This is a genomic window from Polaromonas sp. P3_B1 (assembly GCF_056402935.1).
In genome coordinates this window covers 44,333-60,345 of record NZ_JBFUGK010000013.1, presented here as the reverse complement: position 1 = coordinate 60,345, position 16,013 = coordinate 44,333, and the positions used below count along the sequence as shown (strand labels likewise).

Annotated in this window: 18 protein-coding genes; 13 read left to right on the top strand and 5 right to left on the bottom strand. The window is 65.7% G+C overall.

What is annotated here, in order from left to right; translation table 11 throughout:
* Positions 1-92 precede the first annotated feature (92 nt).
* The 10 genes from panD (at position 93) to AC1DXS_RS09715 (ending at position 7,992) form a co-directional block, all read left to right on the top strand.
* Positions 93-473 carry an aspartate 1-decarboxylase gene (gene panD, locus AC1DXS_RS09760; RefSeq protein ID WP_007867856.1) on the top strand — a complete coding sequence of 127 codons (381 nt, stop codon included), beginning with the start codon at positions 93-95 and terminating at the stop codon, positions 471-473.
* Positions 474-490: 17 nt separating this feature from the next.
* Complete coding sequence (locus tag AC1DXS_RS09755) at positions 491-1,825, top strand: adenosylmethionine--8-amino-7-oxononanoate transaminase (protein WP_477737312.1); 1,335 nt, start codon at positions 491-493, stop codon at positions 1,823-1,825.
* Positions 1,812-2,498, top strand: coding sequence for a dethiobiotin synthase (gene bioD / locus AC1DXS_RS09750; protein ID WP_477737311.1), 687 nt, complete (start codon positions 1,812-1,814; stop codon positions 2,496-2,498). The genes AC1DXS_RS09755 and bioD overlap by 14 nt, the downstream gene beginning before the upstream one ends.
* A gap of 2 nt (positions 2,499-2,500) precedes the next feature.
* Positions 2,501-3,697, top strand: coding sequence for an 8-amino-7-oxononanoate synthase (gene bioF, locus AC1DXS_RS09745; RefSeq protein WP_477737310.1), 1,197 nt, complete (start codon positions 2,501-2,503; stop codon positions 3,695-3,697).
* 56 nt (positions 3,698-3,753) lie between these two features.
* A complete protein-coding gene (bioB, locus tag AC1DXS_RS09740) occupies positions 3,754-4,773 on the top strand; it encodes a biotin synthase BioB (RefSeq protein WP_477737309.1) in 1,020 nt (339 codons plus the stop codon).
* A gap of 88 nt (positions 4,774-4,861) precedes the next feature.
* A complete protein-coding gene (gene panB, locus AC1DXS_RS09735; RefSeq protein WP_477737308.1) occupies positions 4,862-5,755 on the top strand; it encodes a 3-methyl-2-oxobutanoate hydroxymethyltransferase in 894 nt (297 codons plus the stop codon).
* A 37-nt stretch (positions 5,756-5,792) separates the two neighbouring features.
* Positions 5,793-6,641, top strand: a complete 849-nt coding sequence (panC, locus tag AC1DXS_RS09730; protein ID WP_477714376.1) for a pantoate--beta-alanine ligase — start codon at positions 5,793-5,795, stop codon at positions 6,639-6,641.
* A gap of 7 nt (positions 6,642-6,648) precedes the next feature.
* The gene (locus AC1DXS_RS09725) at positions 6,649-7,107 is read left to right on the top strand and encodes a GNAT family N-acetyltransferase (protein ID WP_477737307.1); all 459 of its coding nucleotides are present in this window, start codon (positions 6,649-6,651) and stop codon (positions 7,105-7,107) included.
* Entirely contained in the window at positions 7,104-7,583 is a 480-nt protein-coding gene (locus tag AC1DXS_RS09720) for an N-acetyltransferase family protein (protein ID WP_477737306.1), read from the top strand. Before AC1DXS_RS09725 ends, AC1DXS_RS09720 begins: the two co-directional genes overlap by 4 nt.
* Positions 7,584-7,662: 79 nt before the next feature.
* Positions 7,663-7,992, top strand: coding sequence for a cupin domain-containing protein (locus tag AC1DXS_RS09715; RefSeq protein WP_477737305.1), 330 nt, complete (start codon positions 7,663-7,665; stop codon positions 7,990-7,992).
* A 33-nt stretch (positions 7,993-8,025) separates the two neighbouring features.
* Here the strand turns inward: AC1DXS_RS09715 and AC1DXS_RS09710 are convergent, their stop codons facing one another.
* The 4 genes from AC1DXS_RS09710 to AC1DXS_RS09695 form a co-directional block, all read right to left on the bottom strand.
* Complete coding sequence (locus tag AC1DXS_RS09710; RefSeq protein ID WP_477737304.1) at positions 8,026-9,036, bottom strand: NAD(P)H-dependent glycerol-3-phosphate dehydrogenase; 1,011 nt, start codon at positions 9,034-9,036, stop codon at positions 8,026-8,028.
* 56 nt (positions 9,037-9,092) lie between these two features.
* Positions 9,093-9,554: a protein-export chaperone SecB gene (gene secB, locus AC1DXS_RS09705; protein WP_477737303.1), complete on the bottom strand. Its 462-nt coding sequence runs from the start codon at positions 9,552-9,554 to the stop codon at positions 9,093-9,095.
* Between the two features lie 198 nt (positions 9,555-9,752).
* A complete protein-coding gene (gene grxC / locus AC1DXS_RS09700) occupies positions 9,753-10,010 on the bottom strand; it encodes a glutaredoxin 3 (RefSeq protein WP_477737302.1) in 258 nt (85 codons plus the stop codon).
* 106 nt (positions 10,011-10,116) lie between these two features.
* Positions 10,117-10,527: a rhodanese-like domain-containing protein gene (locus tag AC1DXS_RS09695; protein ID WP_477737301.1), complete on the bottom strand. Its 411-nt coding sequence runs from the start codon at positions 10,525-10,527 to the stop codon at positions 10,117-10,119.
* 132 nt (positions 10,528-10,659) lie between these two features.
* Between AC1DXS_RS09695 and gpmA the strand changes: the two genes are divergently transcribed.
* The 3 genes from gpmA to AC1DXS_RS09680 all read left to right on the top strand — a co-directional run bounded on the left by gpmA (position 10,660) and on the right by AC1DXS_RS09680 (position 13,923).
* Complete coding sequence (gpmA, locus tag AC1DXS_RS09690; protein ID WP_477737300.1) at positions 10,660-11,403, top strand: 2,3-diphosphoglycerate-dependent phosphoglycerate mutase; 744 nt, start codon at positions 10,660-10,662, stop codon at positions 11,401-11,403.
* A 186-nt stretch (positions 11,404-11,589) separates the two neighbouring features.
* Positions 11,590-13,029: a S41 family peptidase gene (locus AC1DXS_RS09685; protein WP_477737299.1), complete on the top strand. Its 1,440-nt coding sequence runs from the start codon at positions 11,590-11,592 to the stop codon at positions 13,027-13,029.
* Positions 13,030-13,167: 138 nt separating this feature from the next.
* Positions 13,168-13,923 carry a HesA/MoeB/ThiF family protein gene (locus tag AC1DXS_RS09680; protein WP_477737298.1) on the top strand — a complete coding sequence of 252 codons (756 nt, stop codon included), beginning with the start codon at positions 13,168-13,170 and terminating at the stop codon, positions 13,921-13,923.
* Between the two features lie 4 nt (positions 13,924-13,927).
* On the opposite strand, the gene AC1DXS_RS09675 is transcribed toward AC1DXS_RS09680, so the two are convergent.
* Positions 13,928-15,943, bottom strand: a complete 2,016-nt coding sequence (locus AC1DXS_RS09675) for an AsmA family protein (protein ID WP_477737297.1) — start codon at positions 15,941-15,943, stop codon at positions 13,928-13,930.
* Between the last annotated feature and the right edge of the window lie 70 nt (positions 15,944-16,013).

Genomic DNA, 16,013 nt, shown 5'->3' with positions numbered 1-16,013 from the left:
GTTACAGCGACCGGCCAGATGCCTGAACGCCGCGAAGCGCCCACTCACACCGGCGCTTTCCCTTGCCCCCATTTTCATCCACGCCCATCACCATGTTCAGAACCCTGCTTAAATCGAAAATCCACCGCGCCGCGGTGACGCATTGCGAACTCAACTACGAGGGCTCCTGCGCCATCGACGAAGACCTGCTGGACGCCGCCAACCTGGCCGAGAACGAGCAGGTGCATATCTGGAACATCAACAACGGCGAGCGCTTCATCACCTACGCCATCCGCGCAGAACGCGGCAGCCGCATCATCTCGGTCAACGGTTCGGCCGCTCGCCGCGCCGCCGTGGGTGACCTGGTCATCATCGCCGCCTTCGCGCAGGTGCACGAAGAACACGTCGCGGGCTTCAGCCCCAAGCTGGTGTTTGTGAACCCCGACAACCGCATCAAGGAAGAGCGCTCCACCATCCCGGTGCAGCAGCCCTGAACTTTCCGGCCTTCCTCATGGACAACGCCTCGATGATCCGGCGCAGCCTGCGCCACGTGTGGCACCCCTGCACGCAGATGAAGCTGCATGAGGCCCAGCCGCCCGTGCCCATCGCGCGCGCCGAAGGCGTCTGGCTTTACGACTTTGAAGGCAGGCGCTACCTGGACGGCGTGAGCTCCTGGTGGGTCAATCTCTTCGGCCACGGCCACCCGCACATCAAGGCGGCGCTGCGCGATCAGCTCGACACACTGGACCATGTCATGCTGGCCGGCTTCACGCACGCGCCCGTCGTGGAACTCTCCGAACGCCTGGGTGCGCTGACCGGCCTGGGCCACGCCTTTTACGGCAGCGACGGCGCCAGCGCCACCGAGATCGCGCTCAAGATGAGCGCGCATTACTGGCGCAACAGCGGCCGGCCCGAAAAAAGCCGATTCATAGGCCTGGCCGGCGGCTACCACGGCGAAACCGTGGGCGCGCTGGCGGTGACCGACATCGCGCTCTTCCGCGAAGCCTATGCGCCGCTGGTGCGGCTGGCCGCCACCGTGCCCAGCCCCGACGCACGCGGCGCCCAGGCCGGCGAAAGCCCGGCGGACACGGCACGCCGCGCCGCCGCCGGCCTGCGGGCCTGGCTGGAGCAGCACCATGCGCAAACCGCTGCGCTCATCGTCGAGCCCCTGGTGCAGTGCGCCGCCGGCATGGCCATGCACGACGCGGCCTACCTGCAGGAAGCACGCGCGCTGTGCGACCGCTACGAGGTGCACCTGATCGCCGACGAGATTGCCACCGGCTTCGGCCGCACCGGCACGATGTTCGCGCACCAGCAAGCCGGCATACGGCCGGACTTCATCTGCCTCTCGAAAGGGCTGACCGGCGGCACGCTGCCGCTGTCGGCCGTGCTGACCACCGACGAAGTCTATGAAGCCTTCTATGACGACGAGGTGGCGCGCGGATTCCTGCATTCGCATTCGTATACCGGCAACCCGTTGGCCTGCCGCGCCGCGCTGGCCACACTGGAGTTGTTCGAGCAGACCGATGCCCTTGCTCGCAATGTTGAAACCGCCCGGCTGCTGGACGCGGCTTTCGCGCCCCTCACGCAGCACCGCGCCGTGCAGAACGCGCGCCGGCTGGGCATGATCTGGGCCTGGGACGTGGCGCCCGGCAGCATGCCCCACTTCGCGCGCCGCTACACACAACACGCCATGGCGAACGGCGTGCTGCTGCGCCCCATAGGCCAGACGATTTACGCCATGCCGCCCTACGTGATGGATGCGGAATCCGCCCGGCACCTGGCGCGCGGCGCATTCGCGGCGCTGGACGCCACGCTGTCCGAAGAAGGCGGTGCGCGTGGCTAAACCGCTCTCGCTGTTCGTCACCGGCACCGACACCGGCGTGGGCAAAACCCTGGCCAGCGCTGGTCTGCTGCACGCGCTGGCCCGCCACCATGTGCGCGTCGTCGGCATGAAGCCGGTGGCGGCGGGCACGGTCCAGGTCAATGGCGAAGATGTCAATGAAGACGTGCTCGCGCTGCGCGCCGCCTCGACTTGCCGCGTGCCGCCTGAACTCGACAACCCCGTGCTGCTGCCCGATCCGGTATCGCCGCACATCGCCGCGACCCGCGCCGGTACACAGATTGACATCGCCCACTTGGTGGACTGCCAGCGCCGCCTCGCGCAGCTGGCCGACGCCGTGGTGGTGGAAGGCGCGGGCGGTTTCCTGGTGCCGCTGTCGGACAGCGAAACCGGTGCCGACCTGGCCCAGGCGCTGGGCCTGCCGGTGCTGCTGGTGGTGGGCCTGCGCCTGGGCTGCCTGAACCACGCGCTGCTCAGCGCCGAGGCGATACGCGCGCGCGGCCTCACGCTGGCCGGCTGGGTGGCCAACCACGTCGATGCCGCCATGCTGGCGCAAGAGGACAACATCGCCTTCCTGCGGAAAAAACTGCAGGCGCCGCTGCTGGCCACCATCCAACACCAGGCCGCGCCCGACCCGCGCGCCATCCACTTTGAGCTTCCCCTCACATGGCAATGACAATGACCGCCTCCTGGCTTGACGAATTCCCAGCCCGCCTGGCCGAACTGGACGATGCGCATTTGCGCCGCCAACGCCGCGCGGTGCGGCCCGAAAGCAGCGCGCGCCTGACRGTGGACGGTCGGAGCATGCTGGCTTTTTGCAGCAACGACTACCTGGGCCTGGCCACGCACCCGGCCCTGGTGCAGGCCGCCTGCGAAGGCGCGCAAGCTTACGGCGTGGGGGCCGGCGCCTCGCCGCTGGTCAGCGGCCACAGCGAGGCCAATGCGGCACTGGAGCGCGAGCTTGCCACCTTTGTGGGCTTGCCGCGCGCGCTGTATTTTTATGCGGGCTATGCCACCAACATCGGCATCGTGCCGGCGCTGGTGGGCACCGGCGACGCGATTTTTTCGGATGCACTCAACCACGCCTGCCTGATTGACGGTGCAAGACTGTCGCGCGCAAAGATTCATCGGTATGCCCATGCCGACCTGGATGCATTGGACCGCGAACTCGCACAAAGCGAGGCACCGCGCAAGCTGGTGATCAGCGACGCCGTCTTCAGCATGGACGGCGACAGCGCCGACATCCCCGCGCTGCTGGCGCTGTGCGAACGCCACGATGCCCTGCTGTTGCTGGACGACGCCCACGGCTTCGGCGTGCTGGGCCCGCAGGGCCGCGGCAGCCTGGCCGCCGCCGGCCTGTTTGGCGCGCAAGCCTCGCGCCGCGTGCTGTACATGGCCACGCTGGGCAAGGCCGCCGGTGTGGCCGGCGCCTTTGTGGCGGGCGACGAGGCGCTGATCGAATGGTTGCTGCAGAAAACCCGCAGCTATATTTTTGCCACCGCCGCGCCCGCGCTGCTGGCCAGTGCGCTAAGCGCCAGCCTGAAGGTCATTGAGCAGGACGAATGGCGGCGCGCGCATTTGCAGCGCCTTATCGCGCGCCTGCGAAACGGTTTGGCGGCGAGCCTGCAAGACAGCGGATGGCAGCTTTCGATGTCACAGACCGCCATCCAGCCGCTGCTGATAGGCGCCAACGACCAGGCCCTGGCCGTGATGGAAGACCTGCGCGCGCGCGGCATCTGGGTGCCGGCGATACGCCCGCCCACAGTGCCCGAAGGCACGGCGCGTCTGCGCATCGCGCTGTCGGCCGCGCACAGCGAAGCCGATGTCGGCCAGCTGGTTGAGGCCTTGACCGCGCTGGCGAAGCAGGCCCTTTAGCCATCTCCAAATCTCTTCAGCTAGACTCCAAAACCCATCCCCTGGAAGGAAGAACCATGTCCCACGTTGCAGAACAAGCCGTCACCTTGCACCGCCCCCGGCCCAAGGCTGACCCAGCCCCCACCGGCGACCAGCGCTGGAGCGTGGACGACATCGAGGCGCTGTTCAACCTGCCCTTTCCGGAGCTGATGCATCGCGCGCAAACGGTGCACCGCGAAAACTTTGATCCCACGCGCGTCGAGTTCGCCACCCTGCTGTCGGTCAAGACCGGCGGCTGCGCCGAAGACTGCGGCTACTGTCCGCAGGCCGCGCGCTACGACACTGGCGTGGAAGCCAGCAAACTGATGGAGCCGGCAGAGGTATTGGCTGCGGCCCAGCGTGCCAAGGACGCGGGCGCCACGCGTTTTTGCATGGGCGCCGCCTGGCGCGCGCCCAAGGACCGCGACATTGAAAAAGTCGCCGAGCTGATCCGTACCGTCAAGGGCCTGGGCCTTGAAGCCTGCGCCACACTGGGCATGCTGGAAGACGGCCATGCGCAGACCCTGCAAAGCGCGGGCCTGGACTACTACAACCACAACCTCGACAGCGCCCCGGATTTTTACGGCGACATCATCACCACACGCGACTACCAGGACCGCCTGGACACGCTGGCGCGCGTGCGCAGCGCGGGCGTCAAGGTGTGCAGCGGCGGCATCGTCGGCATGGGCGAGACGCGCCGCCAGCGCGCCGGCCTGGTGGCCGAGCTCGCCAACCTCACGCCCTACCCCGAGTCGGTGCCCATCAACAACCTGGTGAAGGTCGAAGGCACGCCGCTGGCGAACCAGGCCGACCTGGACCCGTTTGAATTTGTGCGCACGATTGCCGTGGCGCGCATCACCATGCCGACCGCGCGCGTGCGCCTGTCGGCCGGCCGCCAGCAAATGGGCGACGGCGTGCAGGCCCTGTGCTTCCTGGCCGGCGCCAATTCGATTTTTTACGGCGACAAGCTGCTGACCACCGGCAACCCCGATACCGAAGCCGACGTGAAGCTGCTCGAACGCCTGGGCATGAGCCGATCCGCGCCTGAAGTTCGGTAACACGCACAGCTCGTCTGGGCTCTCTAAACCGCTGGCAAAAAAGCAAGTTCAAGCTGGTTAGACTCTCGCTAAATTCCGGAACGCTGCCATGACCTCTCCTGCCAACACCTCGGTCACGCCCTACGGCACCTTGCCGCCCTCCTCCACGCCCTCGGCGCGCAAGCCGATCAGCCTGCCGCGCCTGCGCGAGATGCAGGCGCACGGCGAAAAAATCACCATGCTGACGGCCTACGACGCCACCTTCGCGGCCGTGGCCGACGCGGCGGGCGTGGAATGCATACTGGTCGGCGATTCGCTGGGCATGGTCTGCCAGGGCCTGACCAGCACCGTCGGCGTGACGCTGGAGACCATGCGCCACCACACCGAATGCGTGGCCAACGGTCTGCGCCGCTCGCAGGCCACGGCCTGGCTGATAGGCGACCTGCCCTTCGGCAGTTACCACGAATCGAAAGAACAGGCATTGCGCAGCGCCGTGGTGCTGATGCAGGCCGGCGCCCACATGGTCAAGCTTGAAGGCGGCGGCTGGACGGCCGAGACCGTGCGCTTCCTGGTCGAGCGCGGCATTCCCGTCTGCGCCCACCTGGGCCTGACGCCGCAGACCGTGCATGCGCTGGGCGGCTACCGCGTGCAGGGCAAGGGCGAGGAGGCCGCCGCCACGCTCAAGCGCCATGCCCACGAGCTGCAGGACGCCGGCGCCGCGATGATGGTGCTGGAGATGGTGCCCGCGGCCCTGTCGGCCGACCTGACGAAAGAACTCGCGCATTGCGCCACCATAGGCATAGGCGCGGGCAGCGGCACGGCCGGCCAGGTGCTGGTGCTGCACGACATGCTGGGCATGAACCTGGGCAAGATGCCGAAGTTTGTGCGCAACTTCATGGAGGGGGCGGACAACAAGACGGCCAGCGTGCGCGGCGCGATGGAAGCCTATGTGCGCGCCGTCAAGGACGGCAGCTTTCCGGTGAACGCCACCCACGCCTGGTGAGCCCCTGTCCCTTTCGCCCCCCCTTTCTGGAGACATGATGCAGATCGTCCACACCATCCCCGAACTGCGCGAGGCCCTCAGCCCCTACAAGCGCCCGGCCTTTGTGCCCACCATGGGCAATCTGCACGACGGCCACATCGCGCTCGTCAAACAGGCCAAGCCTCTGGGCGACGTGAGCGTCTCCAGCATCTTCGTGAACCGCCTGCAGTTCGCCCCGCATGAGGACTTCGACAGCTACCCGCGCACCCTGGACGCCGACGCCGAACGCCTGAAGGCCGCCGGCTGCAACGTGCTGTTCGCGCCGCTCGAAAAACATCTGTACCCCGAGCCGCAGACCTACAAGGTGCACCCGGCCACGGACTTGAGCGACATCCTGGAAGGCCACTTCCGGCCCGGCTTTTTCATCGGCGTGAGCACCGTGGTGCTCAAACTGTTTTCCTGCGTGTTCGCCGGCATGCCCACGGGCGTGGCGGCTTTCGGCAAGAAGGACTACCAGCAGGTCATGGTGGTGCGTCGCATGGTGCAGCAGTTCGCGCTGCCCATCGAAATCCTGGCCGGCGAGACCCAGCGCGCCGAGGACGGCCTGGCGCTGTCGTCGCGCAACGGCTACCTGAGCGCCGCTGAGCGCGCCGAAGCCGTGGAGTTGTCCAAAGCCATACGTGCGCTGGGTGAAGCCGCCCGCGCCGCCGGCACCCCTGATCTGCCCGCGCTGGAAGCCCAGGCCATGCAGGCGCTGGCGCGCCGCGGCTGGAAACCCGACTACCTCACCGTGCGCCGCCGCGCCGACCTGCTGGCGCCGCAAGGCCCGCTGGCCGGCGAGCCGCTGGTGGTGCTGGGTGCGGCCAAGCTGGGCAGCACGCGGCTGATCGACAACCTGGAAATCTAGGCCGGCGATGCACATCAAACCCATAGACCCGCTGTCGCCCGAAGCACAATCACTGCTCGCCCAATCCGACGCCTACATGGCGGCGCTGTATCCGGCCGAGAGCAACCACCTCGAAAGCGGAGAAGCCCTGCGGCAAGCCCATGTGCTGTTCCTGGGCGCCCACGTCGACGGCGAACTGGTGGGCTGCGGCGCGGTCAAGACACTGGACGACGACGGCACCTATGGCGAAATCAAGCGCGTGTTTGTGCTGGACGCGCATCGCGGCAAGGGACTGTCCAAAGCCATCATGCAAACGCTTGAAGCTCACCTCACCGCCAACGGCGTGAGCCGGGCCCGGCTGGAGACCGGCATCCACCAGCCCGAGGCTCTGGGGCTCTACGAGAAGCTCGGTTATGTGGCGCGGGAGCCGTTTGGCGCGTACGCGCCCGATCCCTTGAGCGTCTTCATGGAAAAGCAGCTCGCATGAGCGCGGTGTCCATACGCCTCGCCGCCCCGGCTGACCTGGCGGCGGTGGCAGCGCTGTTCGACGCCTACCGGCAGTTTTACGAGCAACCCGCCGATGCCGCGCTGGCGCTGCAGTTCATCGGCGAGCGCATGCGCAGGCAGGAATCGGTGATCCTGGTCGCGCAATCTGCGGATGCGGAGGGGTCTATTGTGGGTTTCTGCCAGCTCTACCCCAGTTTCTGCTCGGTGATCGCCCAGCCGATTTACACGCTCTACGATCTTTTTGTGGCGCCCGAGGCTCGCAAGACCGGCGCCGGCCGCGCGCTGATGCAGGCGGCGCACGAGCATGCCCGGCAGCAAGGCGTTGCGCGGATGGACCTCAGCACCGCCAGAACCAACCACAAGGCGCAGGCCTTGTATGAATCACTGGGCTGGGTGCGCGATGAGATTTTCCTGTACTACAACAAGACAGTTCCCGGGGTGATGGGGCAGGCCTGATCAGGTCAAACGCGCGGACGGGCAAAACCCGCCTTGGGGTATAAAGTTCCATAGCCCCCACATTCGCAGGAGTTCCGCCATGGCCATTCCCCACGCCGCATCCGGGCAGCTCGTTGACGTCCAGCCGCTGGCGGGCAAGCTTTCCGAGGGCCGCACCGTCGCGCTGTTCAAAAGCGAGGAGCTTGAGGTCATGCGACTCATCGTGCCGGCCGGCAAGACCGTGCCCTCGCACCAGGTCAAGGGTGAAATCACCGTGCAGTGCCTGGAGGGCGAGGTAGCCTTCACCTCGAACGGCCAGACCCAGCCCATGAAAGCCGGCCAGTTGCTCTGGCTTGCCGGTGGCGTGCCGCACGGGCTCACGGCGGTGCGGGACGCATCGCTGCTGGTGACGCTGCATTTGCGCAAATAGCCCTGGTGCGCCACGCCGGTGCGGCGCGGGGATTCAGGCCAGTTCGGCGGTAGGCCCGCGGCCCATCAACATCGCCACCGCCTCGGCGGGTTTGAGCTTGCCGTCCAGCAGGGCCACGACACTTTGCGCTATCGGCATCTCGATGCCCAGGCCCGCTGCGCGCTGCACCACGGTACGGGCGCAATACACGCCCTCGGCCACGTGGCCCAGCGAATCGACTGCCTGCGCCAGGGTCTGGCCCTGGGCCAGCAACAGGCCCACCTTGCGGTTGCGGCTCAGGTCGCCGGTGGCTGTGAGCACCAGGTCGCCCAGACCCGAGAGGCCGGTAAAGGTTTCAGCACGGGCTCCCAGCGCCACGCCCAGTCGCGTCATTTCGGCCAGGCCGCGCGTGATGAGGGCAGCGCGGGCGTTCAGCCCCAGTTGCAGGCCGTCGCACAGCCCGGTGGCGATGGCCAGCACGTTCTTGACGGCGCCGCCCACCTCCACGCCCACGACGTCGTCATTGGCGTAAACACGCAGCGTGGCACCGTGGAAGGCCGCGACCAGCGCGTCGCGCACCTCGGCATGTTCGCTGGCCGCAACCAGCGCCGTCGGCTGGCCGCGCGCAACTTCGAGCGCAAAGCTCGGGCCGCTGAGCACGCCGGCCCTTAAACCGGGAGCGGCTTGGGCGCGAATTTCATGGACCATCAAGCCGAGAGGCGAGGCCGCGGCGTCCACCGGGGCTTCAAAGCCCTTGCTGAGCCAGGCCAGGGGCGCGCTTGCGTCCTTCAGGCTTTGCAGCATGCCGCGGGCCGCAGAAACCGGCGTCGCGAGGATGATCAGGTCTTGCCCGGCCAGGGCCTGGGCCAGCGGGACATCGCCGCCCTGCAGCACCAGCGACGGAGGCAAAGCGATGCCGGGCAGGTAGCGGGCGTTGGTGCGCGCGGCCTGCAGCCCGGCGAGCTGCGCGGCATCACGCGCCCAGAGAGTGACCTGGTGGCGCGAGGCGCTGCTGACGGCCAGGGCCGTGCCCCAGGCACCCGCGCCAATGACCAGTATTTTCATGAGAGCGTCACACGGACATCATGGACGATGAATCGGCCGGGAGTACCGGCCGGCCATCAGACGATGATTTGCGACGGCTCGGCTGCGGCGGCTTCGGCCTGCTGCTGCTCGTACATGGCCTGGAAGTTGATTTCAGCCATGTGCACAGGCGGGAAACCGCCGCGCTGGATCACGTCGGCCACATTGCCGCGCAGGTAGGGATAGACGATTTGTGGGCAGGCGATGCCCAGGATGGCGCCGAGCTGCTCGGGCGGTACGTTGCGGATTTCAAAGATGCCGGCCTGTTTGGCTTCGACGAGAAACACCGTCTTGTCGGCGATCTTGGTCTGCACGGTAGCCGTCACGGCGACTTCGAACAGGCCTTCAGCGATGGGGGTAGCGCCCACACCCAGCTGGATGTCCACGCTGGGTTGTTCCTGGTTCAACAGGATTTCAGGCGAATTGGGCTGCTCCAGCGACACGTCCTTGAGGTAAACGCGCTGGATCTGGAATACGGGGTCAAGATTGGCTTCAGCCATGGTGCTCTTTCGGGTGCTGGGAAAAATTGGATGGAGAATTAGATGCGCCGGCTAGCCGGTGACCAACGAATGATTATAGGGAGCCACTGTGGCCCCTAGAGGCGCAACCAGCAGGGGCCGCGGAACCGGCTTTGCCGGGCCGCAGGCGYCGCCCCCTCGAGGGGGGAACAAGCTACACGCAGTGAGCTTGGACGGGGGTTAGCGTTCCAGCAACGGCATCAAGCCGCCACGGCCGTCCAGGGCCATCAAATCGTCACAGCCGCCCACATGGGTCTCGCCGATAAAGATCTGCGGCACCGTGCGCCGGCCGGTGATGTCCATCATCTTCTGGCGCTCGCCGGGCACCATGTCGACGCGGATTTCATCGAGTTCGGTGACGCCGCGCTGCTTGAGCAGCTGTTTGGCCTGGATGCAATAAGGGCAGGTGCCGGTGGTGTAGATCTTGACGGTTTGCATGATGTCTCCGGGGTCGCGCCGGCAGGGGGCCGGTGCGGAAAGTCCATGGATCAGGACTTGCCGGGTAAGGCAGGTTTCGTGCCTGCTTTGCCCCGATCAAGCCTGTTCAGGCTTTCTCAAGGGGAAGATTAGCCTCTTTCCAGGCTTTGAGCCCGCCGCCCAGCGATTGGGCCTGCTCGTAACCGAGCTTTTTGGCCACGGCGACAGCACGGCCGGCGCGCGCACCGGTGGCGCAGACAAGAATCAGCGGAAGGGCCTTGTTCTTGACCGTGGTGGGCAATTTGTCTTCGAGCTCGCTGAAAGGCACGTTTTTGGCGCCCGTGACGTGGCCGGCGGCGAATTCATCGGCCTCGCTGACGTCGACGACCACGGCTTTTTCGCGGTTGATGAGTTGAACCGCGCCGCTGGCCGTCAGCGCGCCGGCGTTCATGCCGCTGGCGATCATGGGCCAAACCAGCATGCCGCCCGAGGCGAGCGCTATCGAAATCAGCATCCAGTTATCGATCAGAAATTTCACGGTATACCCTTTGTGTATTTTTCAGCTAACCCGTGATTTTAGAATGGAGGGAACAAGCGCCATGCAGGCCGCCCTCCCTAATCCCTGTTTTTCGCGCTTTTCCCCTTTTTTTCACTCTCCATCCTTCCCACCATGTACAAACTCGTGCTCATCCGCCACGGCGAATCGACCTGGAATCTTGAAAACCGCTTTACCGGCTGGACCGACGTGGACCTCACGGAAACCGGCGTCGAACAGGCCAAAAATGCCGGCAAGCTGCTCAAAAGCGAAGGCTACGAGTTCGACCTGGCCTACACCAGCGTGCTCAAGCGCGCGACCCGCACGCTCTGGCACACGCTGGACGAAATGGACCGCACCTGGCTGCCGGTGGTGCACAGCTGGCGCCTCAACGAGCGGCATTACGGCGCGCTGCAGGGCCTGAACAAGGCCGAAACCGCCAAAAAATTCGGCGACGAACAGGTGCTGGTCTGGCGCCGCAGCTACGACACCCCGCCGCCGCCGCTGGAAGCGAACGACCCGCGCGGCGAACGCGATGACCCGCGCTACGCCAAACTCCAGCCCGGCCAGGTGCCGCTGACCGAATGCCTGAAAGACACCGTGGACCGCGTGCTGCCTTTCTGGAACGAATCGATGGCGCCCGCCATCAAGGCCGGCAAGCGCATCGTGGTCGCGGCCCACGGCAACTCCATACGCGCGCTGGTGAAATACCTGGACAACATCTCCGACAGCGACATCGTGGGCCTCAACATCCCCAACGGCATCCCGCTGGTCTATGAACTGGACGCCAGCCTCAAGCCCCTGCGCCATTACTACCTGGGTGATTCCGAGGCTGCGGCCAAGGCGGCCGCCGCCGTGGGCGCGCAAGGCAAGGCCTGATGTCACCCTCAGGGCCCGCTCGCCCTGGTTTTTGGTAAAAATCCTGTAAATAGCCACCTGTTTCGCTTCTTTTTTCGCACCGTGCCGCGCCTGGGGCGGAACTGGGGGCCCCGGCCTTTCTCCAAGGTGTATATTGCTTCCCATAGGGGGAACAAGAGTTTCCCAACGGCTTACGAAGGTATTTTTATGGGTCAAAAGCTCAAGATAGCAGGGTGGATTTCAATCGGCGCCGTGGCGGGCGCGCTCACCACGGTGCAGTTGCAGGCTGTGGCCCGGGCAGGTATCGCCCCCCTGCCACTTGAAGAGCTGCAGCAACTCGCCGCGGTTTTCGGCATGGTCAAGACCGATTACGTCGAACCGGTGGACGAGAAAAAGCTCATCACCGACGCCATTTCCGGCATGGTGGCCAGCCTGGATCCGCATTCGGTTTACTTCGACAAGAAGTCCTACAAGGAATTCCGCGAAGGCACGACGGGCCGCTTTGTCGGCGTCGGCATCGAGATCAGCCAGGAAGACGGCCTGGTCAAGGTGGTTTCGCCGATCGAAGGCTCACCCGCCGATCGCGCGGGCCTCAAGCCCAACGACCTCATCACCCGCATCGACGACACCGCCGTCAAGGGGCTGACACTCAATGAAGCCGTCAAGAAGATGCGCGGCGAGCCCAAGACCAAGGTGCTGCTGACGATCTTCCGCAAGGACGAAAACCGCACCTTCCCGGTCACCATCACGCGCGAGGAAATCCGCACGCAGTCGGTTCGCAGCAAGGTGGTGGAGCCCGGCTACGCCTGGGTGCGCCTGAGCCAGTTCCAGGAGCGCACGGTCGAGGATTTTGTGACCAAGCTCGAGCAGATCTACAAGCAGGAACCCAATCTCAAGGGCCTGGTGCTCGACTTGCGCAACGACCCGGGCGGCCTGCTGGATGCCGCTGTCGCGGTATCGGCCGTGTTCCTGCCTGAAAACGTCACGGTGGTGTCCACCAACGGCCAACTGGCCGAAAGCAAGTTCACTTACAAGGCCGCCCCCGAGTTCTACCAACGCCGCAGCGGCGGTGATCCGCTCAAGCGCCTGCCGGCGGGCCTCAAAAATGTACCGTTGGTGGTGCTGGTCAACGAAGGTTCGGCCTCGGCCAGCGAAATCGTGGCCGGCGCGTTGCAGGACCACAAACGTGCCACCATCATGGGCACGCAGACCTTCGGCAAGGGCTCGGTGCAGACCGTGCGGCCCTTGGGCCCCGACACCGGCCTGAAGCTCACCACCGCGCGCTACTACACGCCTAGCGGCAAATCCATCCAGGCGCGCGGCATCGTGCCCGACGTGATGGTGGACGAAACCGCCGAAGGCAGCCCGTTTGCCGCCCTGCGCACCCGCGAAGCCGACCTGGAAAAACACCTCAACAGCGGCCAGGGCGCCGAGGTCAAGGATGCCAACCGCGAAAAAGCCCGCGAGATCGCACTCAAACGCCTCGAGGAAGAAGCCAAGAAGACGCCGGAACAGCGCCGCCCGCCCGAACTGGGCAGCGACAAGGACTTCCAGCTGGCCCAGGCGATCAACCAACTCAAGGGCCGCCCTGTGCTGGTCAGCAAGACCGCCGTGGTGGAGCCCAAGAACGAGAAAAAAGAAAACTGAGGCTTTGACGGGAGGTGACGGGATAGCGCCGGCGATACCGGCCTTCCCGCAGCCTTCCGGTTCACCAGGCCGTGGCTCGCACCCGTTCTTTTTCTTTCCATCGAGGCCGCCCTGTTTGGCGGCCTTTTTTTCTTTCATATGAACGACGACCAGCTGCTTCGTTATTCCCGGCACATCCTGCTCGACGACATCGGCATCGAAGGCCAGGACAAGCTCCTGAAGGCGCATGTGCTCATCATCGGAGCCGGCGGCCTGGGCTCGCCGGTCGCGCTTTACCTGGGCAGCGCCGGCGTCGGCCACATCACCATCGCCGACCATGACCGCGTCGAGGCCACCAACCTGCAGCGGCAGGTCGCCCACACGCTGGACCGCATTGGCGAATTCAAGGCCGAATCCGCCCGGCAGGCCATCGCGGCGATCAACCCCGACGTCACGGTCACGCCCATCACGCAGCGGGCCGAGGGCGCGCTGCTGGACGAACTGGTGGCCAAGGCCGACCTGGTGCTCGACTGCACCGACAACTTCGCGACCCGCCACGCGATCAACCGCGCCTGCGTGAAACACCGCAAGCCGCTGGTCTCGGGCGCGGCGATCCGCTTCGACGGCCAGGTCGCGGTGTTTGACGCGGGCAATGCGCAGTCGCCGTGCTATGCCTGTGTGTTCCCCGAATCTGAGCTGATGGAAGAGACCCTGTGCGCCACCATGGGCGTGTTCGCGCCGCTGGTGGGCATCATCGGCAGCACACAGGCGGCTGAAGCCCTGAAGCTGGTGTGCGGTGTGGGCGAGGCACTTACCGGGCGCCTGTTGATGCTGGACGGCAGGCGCATGGAGTGGAGCGAGATGAAACTGGCGCGCAATACCGCTTGCGCGGTCTGCGGCGGCATTCACCACTGACCTTTTATTTGACGGCGGCCGCCGGAATGCGCGAGCCGGCGCTGGAGGCGGCGGCCTGTTTCAGGATCGCCGCGCAGTTTTCGTCCTGGCCCGGCCCGGTTTCTATCGTGGCGGCCAGTGCCAGCAAAGGATTGATCACACCCAGCGCGATCGCAATGCCGGCCCGCCCGGCCAGCGCGCCCTTGTCGGGCCCTGCCGACGGGGCCGCGAAAGTGCCGCTGATTTTCAGGGGCGAGCGCAAGCTCAGGATGCTGCGGTCCTTGGGTGCCGGCTCCAGGACCAGGTCCAGGGTTTCATCGGCCAGGCTGATGTTTCCGCGTCCGTTGATCACTGTGTCCGAGGTGTCGAGCACGATGGTCTTGCTGCTCATCAGCCCCTGCTTGACCTCAAAGGCGGCAGCCGCGCAGCGCAGCTGCACATTGCGGTCGCCGCGCACCAGGAACTTGATGATCTCGCCGCCGTCCAGGCCCATGAATTCGAGCAGGATGTTGCTGATCTGGCCCTTGCCCATCAGGACGGCCACGTCGCCGGAAGACGTGCCCAGCATCTGCGCCAGCGAATTGCCGCGCCCCTTGAGGTCAAACTGGCCGCTGATCTTGCCCAGGCTGCTTTTGGTGGTCTCCACCTTCGGAAAGAGTTGGTTCAACTGCACGGCGCGCAGGTCCAGCCGCGTGCTGAAGCCGGCCGGCACAAGATTGGCATCGATGCGTATGCTGCCGGCCACCGTGCCGCCAGCGATGCCCAGCGATATCGGATCGAGCTGCAGCACGCCGCCGTTCAGCTTGACGTGGACGCTGCCCTTGTCCAGCGGCAGCACTTCCACGTGCCGGATGTCGGCGGCGGAGTACACCACGTCGGCGTTCATGGCCTTGAGCCGGGTGACATCCAGCGTTGCAACAGGCAGGACCTTGCGCGATGCGCGATCCGGTTTGCTGCTTTTCGCCGGCGCGGGTTCATTCCCTGCCTCTGCGGCCGCCGCCTTCACCGGGGTGGGCCCGGCCGGCGCAGGCAATCCGATCACCGGCGCCAGGTCGGCGAAATCCAGCAGTTTTGACTGCACTTTGCCGGTCAGCAAGGGCACCGGCGCGGACTGGTCAAAGTTCAGCGCGCCGCTGAGGTCCGAGCTGCCCAAGCGGCCCTGGATCTGGCTGGCAGCCCAAACCTTGCCGTGCCTGGCGAGTTTGCCGCGCAGTTTGTAAGGCGGCGTGGACGGCAGTACCACGCCCAGCAGCTTGTAGAGTTCCTCGAGGTTACGGCCCTGCAGGTCAAAGCTGGCATCCACCCCGGCAAGGTCTGCGAGGTTGGCGATGCTGCCCTTGGCCTTCAGGCTGGTCTTGCCGGCCATCGCATTCACCTCGATGGGAAAAGGCGCCTCAAGGTCCTTGCTCAACTGCAACACGCCGCCGGTGCGCCCATTGGCGCTGAAGGCTTCGTTTTGCCATTTGCCGGTCGCCTTGTAGGTGAGGGGCAGCTGGCCCGCGGCCTCCTGGGCGAGCGAAAAATCCACGTGGATGTTGGCACCCTGCGCCGCCGCCTGGTAGTCCACGCTGCCGCCGTCGATCAGCAAGGCATCGATGCGCGGAATGGCCCCCTCATCGGAGGTGTCGCGCGCAAGCGCCCAGGTCCGGCGCCCATCGGGCTCCATCTGCAGCCCTATTTCCGGTGCCGTCAGCGCGATGCGCGGCAACACGACCTTGCCCAGCAGCAGCGGGAACAATCTGATGTCGAATTCGGCCGCCTCCGCCTTGACCAGGTAAGGCTTGCTGGCCCACTCGGGGTTGGCAAACTCCACACCTTCGGCCCTGACCGTGACGGTGCGCCCCAGGTGCACCGACAGGTGCCGCGTAATTTCGAAGCGCCGTCCCAGTTGGTCGGAAACATGGCGGTTGATGGGGCCGCGCAGCACGTCCCAGGGGAAAAACACCAGTACCAGCACCAAGGCAAGCAGCACCGCGCTGATACCGGCGAGCCACCTCCGCCAGAGGATCGGCGTGGACTGGGGGGTGTTCATGAGTGGCATAGAGGATCAGGCCTGCATCAAAAAAAGCGCAAGACACCGGTTTGCAGCGCAGTGGCCGGGAAGGCGCTGG